Raw genomic sequence first — 21472 nt, 5'->3', positions numbered from 1 at the left:
CTACCTCAAAATGCTCACGCAATCTAGCTCGAAGTTTTTTGCGATCGCAATTCTAATTTCTCTATTCATTGTTGCTTCTACCTCAGCGATTGAACTCAAAGATGGGAGAACTTATTTTGAAAAGCCCCCGCGCTTACTTGGTATAGCAACAAGCCAAAATGGAACTTACGTCTGGGGCGCAAATTATTACTTCACGGTTGCAGTTCCAGAAGATGCGGGTGAACCATTACAAAAGCTAGAAATCGAACTCGAAGCAAGTCCGGGTCGCCCATTTTTCGATGCGTCTAAGCTAGAAGCGTTTGAAGGCAAGCGGAGGAAACCAGGCAATAAAATTCCCGTCAAAAATGTCATGATCAATGCTCAAGCTCAAGTCATCTCTGTGACATTTGATCCACCTGTTAAACCAGGAAAAACCGTAACCGTGAGAGTCTACCCTGTTCGCAATCCTGCTACGGGAGGAACTTATTTATATGGAGTCACAGCATTTCCAGTAGGAGAGCAACCTGCGGGCCAATTCCTCGGCTTTGGGCGAATTCGGATCTACGATCGAGAACAAGACTAGCATTTAGGTGGCAGATCATGAGTGGAGATGATGAACAACTGAAAGAGAGTCCTAGGCTTCCGGTCGGCCATAAAGGCATCTTTTGGGCGGCTCAAAATCGGATTTTATTCTGCTATGGTTTGCTGCTTGCATTGATTTTTATTGCGGTCATTCCTGCATTTCGATCAATATTGATGCTTCGCGTCAATGAACGAGTTCGGGGTGACATGACCGAAAAAGCAAGTACCTTTAATGCCTTAGTTGAAGGGAAGCTGGATGGTTCTTTCGAGGGTTCTCATTGGTCTGAAAGGCGAGATGAGCGATTGAAACCGCCTACCTCAATAAAAGATTTGAAAGCTTTTTTCGATGCTTATCTTTCTCGCCAAGTGCCCGAAGATGATGTCTACTTGATTACTTTCACAGATGGAGATTTCTATCGATCTAGTCCCAGAGCTAGACCAGAAATCCTTAAACAAGGTAGTTCATTGATGAATCAATGGGCAGCCCTTACAATTCCCCAGCAAGGAGAAAAGCCCGTTGATGATCCAGAGATAGGAAAGTTGATTTATATTGCTCAACCGATTCAAGCCAATGGGCAAAAGCTTGGTGTGTTTATTATTGCCCATACGACAGCAGGAGAGCAGAGAGAAGTTCTAGAAGCAGTGGATGTTGTGATTCAAGTGACCGGGGGAGTGCTTGTCTTGGCTTTACTTTTAGGTTGGTTTGCTTCTGGTCAGATTCTTGCTCCACTACGGTCATTGTCTTCGACAGCACGATCGATTGGTGAATCTGATCTGACTCAACGCATTTCGATCCAGGGTGCAGGTGAGATTGCTGATTTAGCAAATACTTTTAATGACATGATGGATCGTCTTCAAAGTGCATTTACTACTCAGCGCAACTTTATCAATGATGCAGGGCACGAATTGCGAACTCCCTTAACGATCATTCGTGGGCATATCGAATTGATGGGCAATGACCCGATCGAGCAGCAAGAAACCATGAACATTGTGATGGATGAACTCGATCGCATGAATCGGTTTGTCGATGATTTGATTCTACTCGCAAAATCAGAGCGTCCAGATTTCTTGCAGCTTGAACCAGTGTCTTTAGAATCTCTAACTCAGGAGCTTTTTACGAAAGCCTGTGCCCTAGCAGACCGAAACTGGGTGTTAGATAATGTTGGGCAAGGAGAAATCATTGTCGATCGACAACGAATTACCCAGGCTGTGATGAATTTAGCTCAAAATGCAACCCAGCACACTCAAGCAACTCAAACGATCTCCATCGGTTCAGCAATCTCCTCAAAGACAGTTCGCTTCTGGGTGCGCGATACAGGAGAAGGAATTTCTTTAGTCGATCAGCAAAGAATTTTTGAGCGCTTTGCCCGTTCTGCGAAAAGTCGTCGTCGCTCGGAAGGAGCAGGACTAGGATTAGCGATCGTTCGAGCGATCGTGGAAGCTCATCATGGACAAATTAAACTACGGAGTCAGCTTGGCAGAGGGTCAACGTTTACGATGATCATTCCATTAGAGGATGCTATCTCTTCATCACAGGGAACACTTCGCAACCGTTGATCCAATTATTAACTTGAGTGTTGTGATATTTGAAAGAACCTTATGCTGTTCTGGTCACTAACCGCACGGATTGGACGGAAAACAACTGACTGGAGGTTGATTTTTCGAGTTGCCCTCCAAGTAATCACTCTGCCTGTAGTACTGAAAGTAGGTTTTTAGCAGTTTATCGCTCACTTGAGGGCAGGAGACACTTGTTCCTTGAAGCCCCTCTGAAGTGTTACGACAATCAAACTTGGATTCGGATAGATTTAATTGACTGTCTTTAGATTTCTCGGTTGATTTGAGCAGAAATCGGGGTAGCAGGGGATATAGGGCATTGTCTTGAGCAGATTTTGTTACTTTGATTAACTCTTCACGCCATTGCTCGTAACTCACAGGTTTTAACGAGTAGCCAGATGAGCTAATTAGCCAGTTTAGTAACTGCTGAATCCGGATGGGAGTTGGATTGACAATATGAAATACCTGTCCGAGAAGCTGTTGCTGTTGAGAAAGATGCACGATCGCCTGACTTGCATAGTCAACGGGTGTCATGTCTACTAAGACATCACTGTCTGATTCTGGAATATACCCGATTTGAATACACCCTTTGATCATACGAGACATGAAATCATCCGTGTTACAGATTCCAGTTTGGCTATCTCCGGTGATTCTTCCTAGTCTGTAAATGCAAACTGGAATTCCTCTAGACTTTGCGATCGCTGTTAGCCTTTCTGAAACCCACTTACTTTGAGCATATCCACTTTGAAGGCTTTCACAAGCTTCCGGAGTATCCTCTTCTTTAACCTCTATTTTTTCTAGACGATCAGCGTTAGAAAAGACACTAAACGTTGAGATAAAGTGGACAGGCTTTGTGCGAATCATCGCCGCCAGTCTCAAAACTTCTTGAGTCCCCAAAACATTTGCGGCTTTCAGTGTGGAATAAGAGTAGACGAAGTTGACCAGAGCGCCATTGTGATAAATCACATCAATGCGATCGGCTAGAGTCTGAAACTGATCAGAACTCAGTCCCAGTTTTGGTTGAGCTAAATCTCCTAAGATTGGAAGAATTCTGTGGACAAAACTCTGATCCCACAAAGCATAATCCTCAAGATTTCGTTGAAGTCTTTCTCTCGCTTGTTCGATCGTGGAAGCACGAACCAGACAGTAAATCGTCGCAAAAGTTTGTTGTAGAAGCTGATGTAGTAAGAAAGCTCCCAGAAATCCAGTTGCCCCGGTTAAGAAGATTGCCTCTGGAGGGGATATTTCTACTGCGTATTCTGTTGTAGGTTGAATGTCAGCATCGAGGACTGCTTCTTTTCTCAAATCCACTGCTATTGTTGTCATCAATTCCTGAGTGGATTGAACTTGCTGTTGCAGATTGGTGATTACCTTTACTTGCTCTGTAATCGTTGGTGCCTCAAACAAACTTCGCAGAGGAATTTCCACCTGGAATAGTTCCTTGATTCGCGTCCAAAGTTGAATCACAAGAATGGAATGCCCACCCAAATCAAAGAAATTATCCCGCGTTCCAACCTGCTGAACACCCAGAATCTCTGTCCAAATCGCTGCAAGCTGCTGTTCGTCAGGCGTTTGGGGCTGAATATAACTTGTGGTAGGTGGTAGTTTGATGGAGTCGATCGCAGCCAATGCTTGACGATCAATCTTGCGATTAGGTGTCAGTGGTAAAGACTCCAGAACAACAAAAGTAGAGGGAATCATATACTGCGGTAGGATTTCCTTTAAGAAGGATCGCAACTTGTCATCAGCGATCGCCTGATCGTTCTCAGCGACAAGAAAGGCACAGAGATATTGCTGAGGATGTTCTCCAGAGAGCAATACGGCAGCCTGTCGGATCTGAGGATGCTGAGACAGTACCGCTTCAATCTCCCCTAACTCAATGCGAAAACCGCGCAGCTTCACCTGATAATCTACCCGCCCCACATACTCGACACAGCCATCGGCTCGATACTTCACCCGATCGCCCGTGCGATACAACCGCGCCCCAGAGATACCACTGAACGCATCAGGTACAAATCGCTCTGCCGTCAGGTCATCTCGTCCCACATACCCTCGTGCTACGCCTGTGCCGCCGATGTACAGTTCTCCCACCACACCGATCGGCACGGGCTGCTGCTGCTCATCAAGGATGTAGAGTTGTGTGTTGGCGATCGGGTGTCCGACCACCGCCGCATCCGCCGCCGTCGTGAGGCGATAGCGAGTAGACCAGATCGTTGTTTCCGTGGGGCCGTAGAGATTCCACAGCGCGGCTCCGCGAGGTAAGAGTTGTGCTGCGAGGTCAGGCGTGAGTGCTTCTCCGCCACACAACATCGTGAGCGTTTGACTGCCCGACCACCCTGCTTCTAGCAGCAATCGCCAGGTGGCAGGAGTTGCTTGCATGAAGGTGGCTTGTGTCCGAGTGAGCGTGGCTGCCAAGCGCTGACCATCGACTGCCGTGGCTCGGTCTACCAGTTCTACCGTTGCCCCCACAACGAGAGGCAGCAGCAATTCCAGCACTGCGATATCAAACGAGAGCGAGGTCACAGACAATAGCACATCACCCGGATGCAGGTTCAAGTCCTGCTGCATTGAGTCGAGGAAGTTGATCACCGCCCGATGGGGAATCTGCACCCCTTTCGGTCTGCCTGTGGAGCCAGAGGTGTAGAGAATGTATGCTAGAGCGTCGGGAGTAACAGAGCAGGGCGGGGAGAGCGTTGAGGTCATGCCATCACTCCAGACTTGATCGAGCGGCAGGACTCGACCTGCAAAGGGGAAGGGAGTTTCTAGAGTTGTGTCGGTCAGCAGCAGGGCAACTTGAGCATCCGAAAGAATGAAGGTGAGGCGTTCTACCGGATAAGCCGGATCGAGCGGAACATAAGTGCCGCCTGTTTTGAGTACCGCAAGTAGGGCAATCAGCAGGTTCGGAGAACGCTCTAGGAACAGACCGACGCGGGTTTGTGACGTGACTCCTACTTGTTGCAGATGATGAGCCAGGTGATTGGCGCGCTGGTTGAGGGTGTCGTAGGTGAAGGAGGAGTCGTGAAAGCGGAGAGCGATCGCGGCTGGGGTGCGTTGCACTTGCGCTTCTACCCATTCGTGCAGGCACAGGTTGGGAATCTTAGTTGCTGTCTGATTCCATTCTTTTACAAGGATCTGTTGTTCTTTAGCGGTTAAGAGGGGAAGATCCCTAAGATATTGATTTGGATCTACAGTCATCCCTGTCAAAAGCGTCTGCAAATGCCCTAACAGGCGATCAATCGTATCAGCATCAAATCGACGATCGTCATAAGTTAGTTCCAAGAAAAACGGTGATCCCAATCCAATGACAAGACTGAGGGGATAGTGCGATCGACCAAATGAAAGAACGCCTTCAACGCTAAGATCGCTGGCTTGTCTTTGTAGAGAGGTATCAACTGGATAGTTTTCAGTAATGACTAAGCTCTCAAACAGCGGAACACCGCGAGGCAGTTCGCTCCAGCCTTGGATCTGAACCAGCGAACTATATTCATACTGCCGCATTTCGACCTGTCTCGCCTGAAACTGTTGCAGCCAGGACACCAGTGCTGCTTCTGGATTAACTTGAACGCGGACAGGTAGCGTATTGATAAACAGTCCCGCGATCGCTTCTACGCCGGATAAAGAAGGGGGTCGTCCGGACGAGGTGATGCCAAAAACCACATCAGATTCTCCACTGTAGCGGCTAAGTAAAAGGCTCCAAGCTGCCAGAACTAGCGTAGTAGGAGTTAGCTGATGCTGTCGAGCAAACCGCTGGAGGTCGGCACCGATTTGAGGTAGATCGAGCCGCTGAACTTTGTAGGGGTCAGTTGTGGAGAGCAGTTTAGAGATTGGCTGACCAACGCCTAGCGATGTTGGCGCGATGAATCCCTGAAGCGTTTTACGCCAAAAGGTTTCCGCTTGAATGGGATCTTGCTGCCGCAGCCATGTAATGTAGTTACGGAAAGGAGGAGAGGGTGAGAGCTGAGGAAAATTTCCAGCAGTCAGGGTGGTGTAGAGATCAAATACTTCCTTGAATACAAGCAGTCGCGACCAGCCATCTAGCAAAATGTGATGCTTGCTGAATGTGAACTGATAGGTGTCTTCGGTGAGATGAATCAGGGTGAGCCGCAGCAAGGGTGCGGTTGTCATTTCAAACCCCAGAGCGCGATCGGCTGCCAGAAAAGCCTGGAGGTTTTCCTGTTGTTCGATCGGGGTTTGTTCACGCCAATCCAGTTCTTGCCAGGGTAATTCGATTTGTTGATGAACAACTTGTACAGGCTTTTTGAGCGTTGCCCAATGAAAAGAGGTTCGCAAGATAGAATGCCGCTCCAGCACGATTTCCCAGGCTCGTTTGAAGGCGAGAATATTCAGCTTGCCACGCAGCGTAAAGCTATTTTGATCGAAATAGGCAATCGATTCCGGGTCGTGCAGCGTGTGAAAGAGCAATCCTTGCTGCATGGGCGAAAGCTCATAGATATCAGCTACATTTTTCGCTTTCATAGTCTGTTCGGCTTCCTGGTTAATCTAACTGAGCAATCAGTAAATCGAGGTCTTCTTGATCGAGTTGAGCATCTGGAAAATCTGAGGGAGTGTAACCGCCTACGTTTGGAGACTGACAGTGAACAATCAGCGATCGCAGAGCGGTGAGATAGTGCTGGGCTAACTGCTCAATGCGAGGACGTTGGTAAATTTCCGCGCTGTAATCCCACCGTAGATGCAGTTGTCCCTCGCTCACAATTGCAGTGATATCGAGCAGATAACGGCGGTTGCCTTGAGGACTGCGCCCCGACCCTGTTGATTCCGGTGCAGGGGCAAATAAGGACGTTGGAGCAGCGATCGTGTCTACTTGCCCCAGGTAATTGAATTTCACAGAAGCGGGCGAACGATCGCGCAGTCCAGCCGTCGTCTCATCCTGATTCAGATAGCGCAAAATGCCATAACCAATGCCCTGCCGAGGAATCTGGCGCAGTTGCTCTTTGATGGATTTCAAACATTGTTCGGAATGCTGAGGATCATCCAATTGCAATTGCACAGGAAAAATTGTGGTAAACCAGCCGATCGTGCGGGACACCTCCACCTCTTCAAACAGCGACTCTCGCCCGTGTCCTTCTAAATCGAGATAAAGCGAGGGAATTTGAGTCCACTGAAAAAATGCCTGCACCAGTGCCGTGAGCAACACATCGTTAATTTGAGTTTGGTAGGTGGCTGGAACCTCCTGGAGGAGAGCATTGGTTTCTGTTTGGGTCAACGCGACGGACACTGTTTGGGTCAGGGCAACCGTATTGGCTCCGCTAGGATTATCCATTGGCAGTGTGGCGGCTCCACTCTCTTGCTGCCAGTAAGTGAGTTCCCGCTGGAGTGCCTCCGAGTTAGCATAGTTCTGCAAACGGGTTGACCACTCCTTAAAGGACGTTGTTTTAGCAGGTAGCTGTACCGCTTGACCTTGAGCTAATTGCTGGTAAGCTGTTTGCAAATCCTCTAGCAGAATGCGCCAGGACACCCCATCAACCACGAGATGATGCAGAATCAGCAACAGGCGATCGGGCTGATAATTACCGAGGTTGAACAGTGCAACTTGCATTAAAGGACGGTTCGCGAGATTCAGGCTTGTTTGCAGGTCGGTGGCGACGGCGGTAATTGCCTCAGATTGATCGGCGGCGGCAAGGGTAGACAAATCTACTGGAGTGAATGGCACGATCGTATCAACATCAGTATTAATCTGTTGCCAGCCTGTTGCATCTCGATGAAACCGCAGCCGCAGGGCATCGTGATGTTGCAGCAGATGACTCAGTGCTTGCCTCAGCAAAACTGGATTAAGAGGTTGCTGAACTTGCAGCAGGATCGATTGATTCCAGTGGTGTGGTTCTGGGAGATTTTGCTCAAAAAACCAGTGCTGAATCGGAGTCAGCGGCACAATTCCCGTCACAACTCCCTGCTCTGCGGCAATGATGGGAGCCGTATTGACCACTTCTGCTAGCGTCGCAATGGTGGGATGCTCAAACAATTGCTTGGGTGTAAATCGGAGTCCGGATTGACTGGCTTTCGCAATCACTTGAATGCAGAGAATGGAATCCCCACCTAACTCAAAAAAGTTATCATAAATTCCTACTTGTGGCAGTCTGAGAACAGTCTCCCAAATCTGAGCAATCGTTGCTTCGATGGAAGTGCGCGGTGGAACAAATGCGCTAGCGGTGTTGGATTGGGGAAGATCCATTGCCAACAATGTGTGACGATCGAGTTTGCCATTCGGCAGCAACGGCAGTGTCTTCAATGGCACGATCGCGGACGGTATCATGACTTCGGGAAGTTTGGCTTGCAGAAATTGGCGCAGATTCTCGATCGCATCAGCAGCCTGAAAAACTACATAGGCAATCAGTTGTGGATGTTCTGCTTCTGTAGCAAGCACGATCGCCTCTCGCACCTCTGGATGTTGCTTTAACGCCACTTCAATTTCTCCCAGTTCAATTCGGAAACCCCGAATTTTCACTTGCTGATCTGCACGTCCCAAAAACTCGATCGTTCCATCTAGGCAATAACGGGCGTAATCTCCAGTTTTGTACAGTCGGGCATCTGGATCGCTGCTGAATGGATGCGCCACAAAAGCGGCGGTTGTAAGTTCAGGCTGGGCGAAATATCCACGAGTCACGCTAGCGCCGCCAATGTGAATTTCACCCGCAACGCCGATCGGGACAGGTTGGAGGTGAGTATCTAGTAGATAAACTTGGGTATTTGGCAGCGGGTAGCCTAATGGAACCGTCTCAGAATCAGCTGCAGATAGGCGTTCTCGAACTTCATAAGTCAACACGCCCACAGTGGTTTCTGTCGGCCCGTAATGGTTGAGTATCTGGCAAGTGGGCGCAAGTTGCCGAATTCGTTCAACTAGATGCCAATGCAGTGTTTCTCCACCCAGGATTAGCTGTCGCCGGGGCAGGATTGCCTGACAATCAGTAGCGTCCAGCAACACCTTGAGATGGGAAGGAACAATTTTGAGATAGTCGATCGCGTGCTGACGACCGTATTCTGCTAGTGCGTTAGGGTCGAGCGATCGTTCCTGGGAAATCAGGTGTAAACAGCCACTTGTACATAGACAGGCGAACAGCATAGTATTGCCCAAATCCGCAGCCAGAGTAGAAACTGTGGCAAAACTTGCCCCTTCAGGGATAGCCAGCCTGGTTAAGATGCCGTTGACATAATTCAACAACTGTCGATGCTCTACAGCTACCCCTTTCGGTTGACCTGTTGAACCTGATGTGAACAGGACATAAACTAAGTTTTCGGGTGTTGTGCAGTGGGTTGGATTGGTGGTGGCTTGTTGAGCGATCGTAGACCAGTCCGTATCCAGACAAATTACCTGCATCGTCAATGTCAAATCATTTGCAAGTTTCTGCTGGGTCAGGAGAATTGAGGCTTGAACCTGCTGTAACCGCTGCTCAACTGCCGTCGTAGGTAAGCCCGGATCAAGGGGTAGATACGCACCACCTGCTTTAAGAACTCCCAATAAGCCGATTAGCATTTCTGGAGAACGATCGACATATAGCGCCACAAGCTGTTCAGGTTCAATTTCCTGTGTCTGCAGGAAGTGAGCTAGTTGATTGGCGCGGGCATTTAGTTCCGCATAGGTGAGGGATTGATCCTCAAAGACTACGGCAACGCGATCGAGTGATTTTTCTACCTGTTGTTCAAACCATTGATGGATTGTGCTGTAGCTGCAATGGTTGATTGTTGTTGGGTTGAAATCCACTAAGAGCCGCTGTCGATCGCGATCGCTGAGCAAATTGAGGTCTGCGAGTCTAGCATTCGGTTGATGAATAATTGAAGTCAGTAAGGTTTGAAAATTGTTCGCAATTTGAGCGATCGCATTGGCTGCAAACAGATTGGCATCATAATGAAATTCGGCTCGAAGCTGCCCGGATTGACGAACACAGGACAGTCTAATTTTGAAACGATTCAGGTAAACTGCTTGCTGATAGATAGAAAAAGTTAGGTCAGGCGTTGATGCCACAGACCATTCCGCAAACTCAAAACCAACGGGCAAAGTTACTAGAGGCAAACCTGTAAAGTATTCTTGCCATTGGTGTGCTTCCTGCATGATCTGAGCCGTCTGCTGCACCCGTTGACTCAAGAGATCATGCTCCTCCAAATGGCTCTGTAATGGTAAGCATTTGTCCAATAGTCCCAGAGCGTGTTGCAAATCCTCGTACTTTCGCGCCATGCTGGTAACACCGACGGTGATATCGGATCGACTCGTCATCCGCCACAGCAGCACTTGCCAGCAGGTCAGCAATACCGCCGCGATCGAGCCGTTGTCATATTGAGCGAACTGGCTAATGGTTTCAGCATCCAGGTGAGCGGTGAAGCAGCGCGGTTGAAACGGTGCAGACTGAAGACCTTGGCGCTCAAAGGGAAGCTTCCATCCGCTTAAATCCATGAATTGCTGCTGCCAATAAGTTTTACCGCAATTCGTTGCTTCCGCTTCCAAGAGGTCATTTTGCCACTCTGCTAGATCTGCATATTGCATCGGCTCATCTAGTTGACTATCAAAATCACCAGCATAGGTACGGCCAATTTCGCTAGCAAGAAGCTGTAGCGTCGTTGCATCTGCACATAAACTCGGAAGACTCAAAATCAACAAATGTTGCTGTGGAGCCAGGGGAACGATCGCTATTCGTAGTGATGGAGATTGCTCAAGACTGGGGGCTTGACTATTTTTTTGTAAGTAGTCCTGAACAGCTAGTTCCAGATTTTGAACCAGTCCACGATCGAATAAAGGTTCTGACACAGAGATGCTGAGATTAGTTTCCTCCTGAATCACCTGAAGCGGCAGAATCATCTCCGGCAAGCATTGAAACGCTGTTCGGAGGATTTCATGTCGTTGAATCACCTTTTCTATCGCTGTCTTCAAAGTTTGAACCTGAAGCGCTCCCTCACATAGCAAGATACACTGAGCGATCGTCGGAATGTCAGGATGCGATCGCTGTAGAGACCACAGGTGCTTTTGTTGGGGTGACAGTCGGTATCCCTCGATCGTGGGTAATTGCATAGTTCAGTTCCTACTTATCAATGATTGTTTGTTGCCCGTAGCATATCTGGACTGTGAGGATCTGCCATTGCCGCCAGAACTCGACGTGAACCCAAAAATGGGCAGCGTCCATGTGCAGTGAGCATATTGTCCAACAGCAGCACATCTCCGGCTTGCCAGGGAAATCGTACCGTCTCCTGCTCATAGGCAGAGCGAATTACTTCGAGAATAGAGGGTTCAATCTCCATACCATCGCTATAGTAGGCATTGCGTGGTAGTGCTTCCACAGGAATTCCTTGAATCAGATCAGTCTGGAGCATTGCGCCTAAACTCGTGATGTGAAATAGGTGCGCCTGATTAAACCAAACCGCTTCACCCGTCTGAGGATGGGTGGCGATCGCTTGACACACCTGACGAGTTCTTAACTGATCCTGTCCCCACCACTCAATTGCAATTCCAGCCTGATGGCAGTATTTTTCAACGACTGATCGATCGTCCGTTTGAAAGACTTCCTGCCAGGGCAAATCCAACCCCCCACCGTAATTTCGCACATACAGCACACCATTCTGAAATCGCGATCGAATGCTGTCAGGAATCTGCGCTAGAACCCGGCGACTATCCGCGATCGGAGTTTCTCCCCCTTGTTGAGCAGGCTGAACACAATAAAAGCTAATTTTCAGGCACCACTGCCGCGCATAGGACATTTCGTTGTGAAGTGGAATCGCCCGATCCGCTGGATATTCTGTGGAGGTGTAGACATTAGGGCGAACTTGGGTGCGGGGAGTCGATCGATAGGAATAAGGCATTGCGGTTTGGGAAACCCCCTGCATGAATGTCTCAAAATCTGCATCCCCTAACTCTTGAAAGTTACGAAACAGAATCCCGCCATGTTTCAACAACTCTGTTTCGATCAGTCGTCGATTCTCCTTTGCCCACGTCGCTAAACTCAGCCCTTCCAATGTTGGCTGAATGATCAGAGGAAGCTGTTGTTCAGACGGTTGCATCTGAACAAGCTGAGTTGTAGAAGTCACTAACTTGCGTCGATGCTGCCGGATGAAAGTCGTGGGATCTGGAGTCTGATTCATAGTAGGACATTCCATCAAGGGTTACTGCTGTTTGCGTCGCTTAGTCAATTTCAACCTCTGAAGGCTTAATTGCTCTAGCTCCTGTGCTTTGGTTTGCTGGTGTTGCTGCTCGGCTGCAACGATCCAGGTAATGAGTTCTTTTAACGGCACCTCCGGTTGTTCGGCAATTCGGCGTAAAACTGTTGAAAAACACTGTAGCCATTGATTCATAACGTCGGTATCTAGCTGAGCCGGGTCATACAACAGTTGCAATGACAACTCTGTTTCGGGAATCACTCGCACGGTGAGCGGATAGCCATTATTCACGCTGGAACTGACTCGCTGAATGTCTAATTGAGTCGATCGCTGTCTTAGGGATTCATCGATCGGGTAATTCTCAAATACGATCAGGCTCTCAAATAGCGGCAAGCCCGGAGCAAGATCGCTCCACCGCTGAATTTGTACCAGTGGCGTGTATTCATACTGTCGGGCTTCACTCTGTTGAACTTGAATTGCTTGAAGCCAGGGAATGAAAGCAGCATCCGGATTAATCTGCACCCGCACAGGCAGAGTATTGATAAACATCCCAATCATAGAATCCGAGTTAGACAGCGTCACCGGACGACCTGCTGTTGTTGCACCAAATACTACATCCTTGCTGCCACTGTGATAGCTCAATAACAGTGCCCAAACTCCCTGAATCAGTGTATTCAGCGTTAGCCTATGCTGTTGAACCAGGGATTGCAGCGCGGCAGTGGTTTGGAGCGTGAACGATCGAGACAGAATTGCGGCTTCACTAGCTCGATCGACGTTGGCTGACGAGTTGTGGAAGTGGGTTGGGGTCGTAAATCCTTGCAGCATTCGACTCCAAAAGGCTTCGGCTGACGCAAGATCCTGGTTGATTAACCAGGTGATGTAATCCCGATAGGGACGAGTCGGCGGCGCAAGGACTGATTGTTCCTGATAGAGCTGTTCATAGGTGGCGAACACTTCCTGAAACACCAGCGGCACAGACCATCCATCTAAAATCAAATGATGGAAATGCCAGATAAATCGGTAGGTGTCTTCTGTCAGTCGGATCAGGAGAATCCGACTCAGTGGAGCTTGATGGATTTGAAACCCACGCTGTCGATCGTCTTTTAATAAAGCGGCAATCTGGGCTTCTTGCTGTTCTAGGGACAATTCGCGCCAGTCTGCTTCCTGCCAGGATAAAGAAGTCTGCTGTCGCACAACTTGCAAGGGTCGATCAAGTCCCTCCCAAACAAAAGCAGTCCGAAAAACAGGATGGCGATCAACGATCCGCTGCCAGGTTTGCTGGAGAACAACGGTATCCAATTTTCCGCATAAATTAAATGATAGTTGGGTGCTGTAGAGTCCGTGGTCTGGCGCATACAGCGTGTGAAACAAAATTCCCTGCTGTGCTGGAGAGAGCGGATACAAATCTTTGATCGTGCGATCGCCACCAACCAACTGATCCAGAGTGATTTGATCCAGCTCTGCAAGCGGAAAATCTGAAGGGGTGCTTCCTCCAGCACCAAGAGATAGGCAATGATCGATCAATGTTCTCAAGGATGCGACAATGGTTTGCATGAGCGCAGCGATCGTGGCGGATTGATGCACTGCTTGACTGTAGGTGCAGTTGAGATGCAGTTGTCCCCCTGTGACTCCAGCTTGAATGTCTAATAGATGATAGCGACTACTGGACAAACTTTGCAGGGGTGCAGCAGACTCCGGCGCAAGCTCGAACAGGGAAGACTCTGGCAGCAATTGATCAAACTGACCCAGATAATTGAAGCTAACTTGGGCTTGAGGCAGCGATCGTAGTGGTTCAACCGTATCTTGATTGAGATAACGCAGCACTCCATAGCTCAATCCACGAGTAGGAATCCGGCGTAGCTGCTCTTTAATTGATTTTAATGCCTCAGCCAGATCAGTGATATTTGTCAAATCTAGCTGTACTGGAAATAGCGTGGTAAACCAGCCAACCGTGCGCGATAGGTCTATGTCTTCCCAAAGCTGTTCGCGTCCGTGACCTTCCAGATTGACCAACAACCGGGAAGTTCTAGTCCATTGAGCGAATGCCTGAACCAGTGCGGTTAGGAGTAAGTCATTGATTTGAGTGCGATAAACAGCAGGCACCTGCTGCAACAACGCCTGTGTTTCTGCCTGATTCAGTTTAACGGACAGTGTATGAGTGTTGGCAACAGTGTTCATTCCATTTGGGAAATCGATCGGAATTGGCTCTGTCCAACCGGGAGACAGCCAATAGGTTTGAGTTTGTTGTAATTCCTTAGACTGTGAATAGAGTTGCAACCGTTGCGCCCACTGTTTAAAGGCAGTCGTTTTTTTGGGTAGCTGCATGGTGCGTCCTTGAAGCTGCTGCTGATAGAGCATTTGAAAGTCTTCTAACAAGATGCGCCAAGACACACCATCCACAACCAAATGATGAATGATGAACAACAGACGACTGGATTTACCAGCGCCAAAATTAAACCAGACCACCCGTATCAGCGATCCCTCTGCCAGATTCAGGCTGGCTTGCAGTTGCTCGATCGCTCTAACCATTGCACTATTTTGCTGTGTGTCTGGTAGTTCAGAAAGATCGATCTCAGCACAGGGATTAGGTGACCATTCTGCATTGACCGCTTTCCAACAGTTTTCTTCTTGATAAAACCGCGATCGTAGAGCATCATGATGGCTCAGTAACTGCTGCATCACCTGTTTGAGAACAGTGAGATCTAGCCGCTGATGCACTGTTAGCAAAACTGCTTGATTCCAATGGTGTGTGTCTGGTAATGACTGCTCAAAAAACCAGTGTTGAATCGGGGTCAGCGGCAGTGCACCCGTGACTAACTTCTGGTCAGCCGTTGTGTGAGAGGCAGTGCTAACGACGGATGCCAGCGCTTGGATGGTCTGATGTTGAAACAACTGCTTGGGAGTTAAATGCAATCCAGCTTGATTTGCTTTTGCAATGATTTGCAGGCTGAGAATGGAGTCCCCACCCAATTCAAAAAAGTTGTCCTGCACTCCGATTGTCTCGATCGCCAACATCTGTGACCAAATCTCCACAAGCTGCTGTTCTATGAATGTTTGGGGAGCGATGTAGCGAGTGGCTAACCTCGATCGGGAGATCTCCGGTGCGGGTAGGGCACGGCGATCGGTCTTGCCACTGGGAGTTAGCGGCATCTGTTCCAACCAGACGAAGGCTGAAGGAATCATATACTCTGGCAATCGCTGTTTTAGCCAGCTTCGTAGCGTCTGAACTGCAATTTCCTCAGCATCTTGCAGAACTCCATAGGCAACTAGGTATTTCTGTCCGGTTACTTCTTCCCGCACCACTACCACTGCTTCCCGGATCTGGGGGTACTGACTCAAAATTGCTTCAATTTCACCTAACTCAATCCGGAATCCCCGAATTTTGACTTGATAATCCGTTCGACCCAAAAATTCAATTACTCCATCTGCTCTGTAGCGAGCTAGGTCGCCTGTGCGGTAAAGTCTTGCTCCCGGTACATCACTAAAAGGATGGGGAATAAATCGCTCTGCCGTAAGTACCGGACGATCGAGATAGCCTCTCGCTAGACCCATTCCGCCGATGTAAAGCTCACCGGGAACCCCAATCGGAACGGGCTGCAAGCATGGATCAAGTAAATAAATCTGTGTATTGGCAATTGGGCGACCAATCGGAACGGTGGATTGTCCAGGATGACGATCGCATTCCCAGTACGTCACATCGATCGCGGCTTCTGTAGGCCCGTAGAGATTGTGTAGGGCGGCGTTTAGTCGCTCAAAAAAGCGATTTTGTAGTTCCACAGGTAAAGCTTCGCCACTACAAAAAACCTGCCGAATGCAGCCACAGGCTTCTGGTAATTCTGGCTCCTCTAGAAAAGCCTGAAGCATAGATGGAACAAAATGCAGCACCGAGATATTCTGTTCTGCAATTAACCGGACAAGATAGGCACTGTCTCGATGTCCGCCCGGTTGAGCCATAACTAGACAAGCACCCGTAGCCAGCGTCCAAAAGAACTCCCAGACGGAGACATCAAAGCTAAATGGTGTTTTTTGGAGAACGCGATCGTGGGGCGTTAACTGATACGTTGCTTGCATCCAGCAAAGGCGATTATCAATGCCTCGATGGGTATTCATCACTCCTTTCGGCTTGCCTGTAGAGCCAGAAGTGTAAATCACATACGCTAAATTCTCTAAGCTGGCAACAGGATCAGGATTAGTGGAGCATTCCTGAGCAATCTGACCCCAATCCGTATCTAGACAAAGAAGTTGCCCCTGAAATTCCGAGACGATCGGCTTCAAATGCTGTTGGGTTAGTAAAATCGGAACTTGAGCATCTGTGATCACAAATGCTAATCGATCGCATGGATAGTCTGGATCAAGCGGCACGTAGGCTCCACCCGCCTTAAGAACTGCCAGCAGTGCGATCGCCATTTCTAGCGATCGCTCCAAGCAAATTCCTACTCGCACTTCTGCTCCGACTCCTAATCGATGTAGAAAATGCGCGAGTTGATTGGCACGAGTATTTAACTCTCGATAGGAAAGGTGTTGCCCTTCAAAGACAACAGCGATCGCGTCGGGAGTTTTCTCGACTTGTCTTTCTACCCGTTGATGCAAACAAAGCTGCTCTGGATAAACAACCTGCGTTTGATTCCATTGAATCAGGAGTTGCTGTTCTGCTGCGGTCAGTAACGGTAGCTGACTGAGGCGTTGCTGTGGATTGGTGACGATTCCTTCCAGCAACATTCGCAGGTGTCCGATCAATCGCTCTATCGTATCGACTGCGAACAAATCAGAGTTATATTCCAGTCCGCCTAACAATCCCTGTTCAGTTTCACTGAAGAGAAGCGATAAATCAAACTTGGCAGTGCTACTCTCCAACGGTTGAGGAGTGATTGTTAGTTCTGGCAATGCTAGTGTAGTTGTAGGCACATTTTGCACCCCGAACATGACCTGAAACAGGGGAGCATGGCTCAATGTTCGCTCTAAATTAAGCGCTTCGATCAGTTGTTCAAACGGGAGATCCTGATGAGTGTAAGCCTGCAATGTCACTTCTCGCACCCGCGCCAGTAACTCGCTGAATGGGGGATCACCTGATAGATCTGTTCGCAGAACCAGTGTGTTAACGAAGCAGCCAATCAGGGATTCTGTCACGCTTTGGGTGCGATTCGCGATCGGCGTACCAACCAAAATATCCGTTTGCTGAGTGTAGCGATACAGCAGCGTCGTGAAGGCTGTCAGCAGGGTCATGAATAGCGTAGCGTTGTGTTGTTGACTCAGTTGCTTGAGCTTGGCAGTGAGAGAAGCCGAAAGTTGCAGCCAGTAGGTTTTTCCCCGAAAGGTTTGAACCGGAGGACGCGGATAATCGGTGGGTAGCGATAACAGTGGCGGTAAAGACTGTAGGTGTTGTTTCCAGTAAGATAAATGTGTGTTCAGTCGATCGCCCTTGAGGGATTCTCGCTGCCAATAGGCAAAATCGGCGTATTGAATCGGCAGTTCCGGTAACGGAGAAGGATTGCCCTGAGAAAAAGCGCGGTAAAGAACCACTAATTCACGCATCAACACCTGTGCTGACCATGCATCCGAGACAATGTGATGAATCGTACATAAGATAGTATGTTCAGTGGATTGCAACCGCAGCAGTGTAATTCGTAAAAGCGGAACCTGACTCAGATCAAACGGTTTTTGAGCTGCTTCGATCGCAAGACGCTGAATTTCTGTTTGCCGTTGAGTCGTGGATTGTTCAGATAGATCTACCACAGGAATATTGAGACTGACAACCGGATGAATGACTTGAAGCGGTTGCCCTTGAAGCGTGGTAAAACTGCTCCGCAACACCTCATGACGGCGTAGAATTTCATTCAAACTCTGCTCCAAAGCGGGAATATTCAAACAACCTTGTAAGTGCAGAACTGTGGGAATGTTGTAAACAGCGTTCTCTGGCTCTAGCTGATTCAAAACCCACATACGCTGCTGCGAGAAAGACAGTGGGTTTCCTGCCTGTGTAGGACAACGAGCCACGATCGACTGCTTACTAGAATCCACAGATTCACCGCACAGACGCTTTTCTAGCAGGGCGCGTTTTGCGTCTGAAAGCTGCAATTTTCGAGTTGCGATCGAGTCGTCGTGCTGCATAATTTTCTATCCCACCTTTTGAATAAGTTCTTGCGCTTCTGTTTCGGTTAGTTCTTCAATTTCCGCCAGCAGGATTGCTTCGATCTGTTCAGCAACTGCTGCAACCGTGTGCGCCTCAAAGAGTTGCCGCAGCGGGAGTTCCACCTGAAAGGTCTGGCGTAGTCGAGCCAGCACTTGAGTTGCCAACAAAGAGTGTCCACCTAGCTCAAAGAAATTGTCGTAAATGCCAACCATTTCCAACCCCAGAATTTCTGACCAAATAGCAGCGATCGTCGCTTCAACCAAATTGCGAGGTGCAACATAAGATTGGACAGATTTGGCTTTTTCAGGTGTAGGCAGCGCATGATGATCAACTTTGCCATTGGCAGTCAAGGGCAACGCTTTTAATTCCACAAAGGCAGCGGGAATCATGTATTCCGGTAGCTTCTGCTTCAGAAATTGCCGCAGGTCTGACACAGGAATTGAAGCCTGTAGTACTACATAAGCAACCAGCACCGGATTTTTCGGATCGTCTTCCCTCAACTGCACGATGGCTTCTCTCACCTCTGGATGGTGTAGCAATCGCGCTTCAATTTCTCCCAGTTCAATCCGAAATCCATGCAATTTAACTTGCTGGTCAACGCGCCCCAAAAACTCCAGGTTGCCGTTGGGTAAATATCGAACGAAATCTCCAGTTTTGTAAAGTCGTCGATCAAGCTGATGAGAGATAAATTTTTCAGTTGTTAGATCAAAACGGTTCAAATACCCTCGCGCTAGTCCTGCACCAGCGATATAAAGTTCACCTGTGGCTCCGATCGACACAGGATGTCCGTGACTATCCAGAACATAAATCTGCGTGTTGGCGATCGCTCGTCCGATCGGCACTGTTTCCGAAATGCGGTTCGCTAAATCCTCTGGCTTAACAGCATACGTGAGTACTCCCACCGTTGTTTCCGTCGGCCCATAGTGATTAAAGATTTCGCAGGTGGGCATCTGTTGTTGAATCTGCTCAATTAAGCTCCAACGGCAAACTTCTCCGCCCAAAACTAATCGCTGTCGAGGCAAAATTTTGGTGGGATCTGGACAATCGAGTAAAGCTTGTAGATGTGACGGAACGATCTTGAGACAGTCGATCGGGTGTTGGCTAAAATATTCAGCCAGTGCTTGAGCATCACAGGCGCGGTCAACCGCAATGATATGTAAACAGCCGCCGCTACAGAGACAGGGAAACAGCATTGTGTAGCTGAGGTCGGCTGCCAGCGTAGACACGATCGCATAGCTGGCGTTAGGTGGAAAATTTAACCGCTCTGAAATGCTGTGCAGGTAGTTGAGAATCTGTCGATGTTCAATCATCACTCCCTTAGCTTGTCCAGTCGAACCAGACGTGTAAATAATGTAGGCAGTGTTGGTCGGAGCGATCGCAAGATTGAGATTCTCAGGGCTGTGTTGAGCGATCGTCGCTTGATCGTGATCCACACAGATCACCTGCGGCAGGGATTCAGGTAGGCGATGCAATAGCGATTTCTGAGTGAGGACGATCGGCACCTGAGCATCCTGCAACCGAAACTCCAAGCCAGCAGTTGGCAAGGCTGGATCTAGCGGCAGGTAAGCACTTCCTACTTTTAGAACTGCTAGAATTGCGATAATTAGCTCTAACGATCGCTCCAGATAAATCGCAATTGCAGTATCTGGTTTAGCCCCGCATTGTTGTAGATAGTAAGCGAGTCGGTTAGCTTGACTATTTAATTCTCGATATGTCATCGATTGGCTCTCAAACACCAATGCAGTGGCATCTGGATTTTGCTCAACTTGCTGTTCAAATTGCTGAGGCAAACACGCATTGAGTGGGTAGGCAACCGCCGTATTGTTCCATTTGACTAGCAGTTGATCAAGGTCTTCAGCGCTGAGAAGATTAAGTTGAGCGATCGAGCCTTCTGGTTGAGCAGTGGCACTTTCGAGTAGAGTTTGTAGCTGAGACGCAAGACAGGAAACCGCTTGAGTAGAAAACAGGTTGGAATTGTACTGCAACTCGATAGTTAGATGACCTGCTTGTGTAAAGCTGCTGAGTTTTAGATCGAAGCGATCGCTATAAACTTGCTGTCGCTCAATTTCCCAGGATAGTTCTGGCACAGATTGGGATAACTGCTCAAAAAACTCAAAGCTTAAGGGAAAAAATTCTTGATCCTTCAATCCATCAAACCTGTCCTGCCACTCCTCCATCGCCTGCCAGGTTTGATGAGTTTGACGCAGCACTTCGCTGAATGAAATCCCTTTGGTTGACTGACTTTTTAAGGGTAGAGACTGGCTCAATAAGCCAACAACAGACTCTAATTCTTCATACTGTTGATAGCTCCAAACGACTCCGATCGTGATTTCTGCTTGTCCGGTCAGTCGTTCAATTAACACCTGCCAACACGCTAGTAAAAAGAGTGCGATCGACACACCATACCGCCCTGCTGTCGCTTGAATTTGAGTGTTAATTTCAGGCGAGAGGGGAACAGAATAAACCTGTGGCTTAAATGAAGTGATACCATCTGAGATCATTCTAAATGGCAACTTTAATGAGGTTAGCTGCGAATGCTGCCAGTACGATTCCGCAGTGTTATTTTCTTCTAACAGTTCATTCTGCCACTCTGAGAACTGTACATATTGCACCACTTCCTCTGATGAAATTTGATCTATCAAGTTATGCGTGTAAGCTTGAAATAAATCCTTTACCAAATTTTGTAAACTTCTCGAATCTGCACAGAGCGCAGGCAATGTCAGGATCAGTAAGAATTCTTGGGGTGACAGTGCAAGTAAGAGCGATCGCAACAATGGCAACTGTTCTAGACTCTCGAACTCGCCTTGTTCTGCTTCGATCAAGGATTCGATTTGAGAAGCTTTAGCTTCAACGCTCAGATCACAGTATCGCCAGACGATTGAAGCTACAGGATGAATGATTTGCAGCGGTTGTTTCATCCCAGCCCGACGACCAAACGTAGTTCGTAAACTGTCATGGCGATTAACAACAGCTTGGAGAGCAGCATGTAGGCGATCGACATCAATCTCTCCGTTTAACTGAATCACACATTGAGCGATATAGCGATCGCCAGATGCCTGTAGCCCCCACAAGCGCTGTTGTTGGGGAGACAATCTATATCCTGTAATGATTGGGTCTTGCATAAATCTATTT

7 protein-coding genes are annotated in these 21472 nt (G+C 48.4%); 2 read left to right on the top strand and 5 right to left on the bottom strand.

The window, feature by feature from the left end; genetic code table 11:
• The first annotated feature begins 10 nt into the window (after nt 1-10).
• Both ACKFKH_RS03995 and ACKFKH_RS03990 read left to right on the top strand, forming a co-directional pair.
• The gene (locus ACKFKH_RS03995; protein ID WP_446856943.1) at nt 11-562 is read left to right on the top strand and encodes a DUF2808 domain-containing protein; all 552 of its coding nucleotides are present in this window, start codon (nt 11-13) and stop codon (nt 560-562) included.
• Nucleotides 563-579: 17 nt separating this feature from the next.
• Nucleotides 580-2118 (top strand): ATP-binding protein, encoded by a 1539-nt coding sequence (locus ACKFKH_RS03990; RefSeq protein WP_446856942.1) that lies wholly within the window; start codon nt 580-582, stop codon nt 2116-2118.
• Between the two features lie 57 nt (nt 2119-2175).
• Here ACKFKH_RS03990 and ACKFKH_RS03985 read toward each other — a convergent pair whose 3' ends face one another.
• The 5 genes from ACKFKH_RS03985 to ACKFKH_RS03965 are packed head-to-tail and all read right to left on the bottom strand — an operon-like array spanning nt 2176 to nt 21462.
• Complete coding sequence (locus ACKFKH_RS03985; RefSeq protein ID WP_446856941.1) at nt 2176-6591, bottom strand: amino acid adenylation domain-containing protein; 4416 nt, start codon at nt 6589-6591, stop codon at nt 2176-2178.
• A 19-nt stretch (nt 6592-6610) separates the two neighbouring features.
• Nucleotides 6611-11131, bottom strand: a complete 4521-nt coding sequence (locus ACKFKH_RS03980; protein WP_446856940.1) for an amino acid adenylation domain-containing protein — start codon at nt 11129-11131, stop codon at nt 6611-6613.
• Nucleotides 11132-11148: 17 nt separating this feature from the next.
• Nucleotides 11149-12195, bottom strand: coding sequence for a TauD/TfdA family dioxygenase (locus tag ACKFKH_RS03975; protein ID WP_446856939.1), 1047 nt, complete (start codon nt 12193-12195; stop codon nt 11149-11151).
• Between the two features lie 21 nt (nt 12196-12216).
• Nucleotides 12217-18318, bottom strand: a complete 6102-nt coding sequence (locus ACKFKH_RS03970) for an amino acid adenylation domain-containing protein (protein WP_446856938.1) — start codon at nt 18316-18318, stop codon at nt 12217-12219.
• Between the two features lie 6 nt (nt 18319-18324).
• Complete coding sequence (locus ACKFKH_RS03965; protein ID WP_446856937.1) at nt 18325-21462, bottom strand: non-ribosomal peptide synthetase; 3138 nt, start codon at nt 21460-21462, stop codon at nt 18325-18327.
• Nucleotides 21463-21472 lie beyond the last annotated feature (10 nt).

It is taken from the genome of Phormidesmis sp. 146-20 (assembly GCF_052939475.1).
The sequence above is the reverse complement of the archived record's forward strand: the minus strand, read 5'-3'. Positions and strand labels throughout refer to the sequence as shown.

What these genes read in the sequence shown, in the direction of transcription:
- ACKFKH_RS03970 (WP_446856938.1), bottom strand. Translation starts at nt 18,318, where the DNA reads ATGCAGCACGACGACTCGATCGCAACTCGAAAATTGCAGCTTTCAGAC.
- ACKFKH_RS03990 (WP_446856942.1), top strand. Translation starts at nt 580, where the DNA reads ATGAGTGGAGATGATGAACAACTGAAAGAGAGTCCTAGGCTTCCGGTC.
- ACKFKH_RS03985 (WP_446856941.1), bottom strand. Translation starts at nt 6,591, where the DNA reads ATGAAAGCGAAAAATGTAGCTGATATCTATGAGCTTTCGCCCATGCAG.
- ACKFKH_RS03995 (WP_446856943.1), top strand. Translation starts at nt 11, where the DNA reads ATGCTCACGCAATCTAGCTCGAAGTTTTTTGCGATCGCAATTCTAATT.
- ACKFKH_RS03980 (WP_446856940.1), bottom strand. Translation starts at nt 11,131, where the DNA reads ATGCAATTACCCACGATCGAGGGATACCGACTGTCACCCCAACAAAAG.
- ACKFKH_RS03965 (WP_446856937.1), bottom strand. Translation starts at nt 21,462, where the DNA reads ATGCAAGACCCAATCATTACAGGATATAGATTGTCTCCCCAACAACAG.
- ACKFKH_RS03975 (WP_446856939.1), bottom strand. Translation starts at nt 12,195, where the DNA reads ATGAATCAGACTCCAGATCCCACGACTTTCATCCGGCAGCATCGACGC.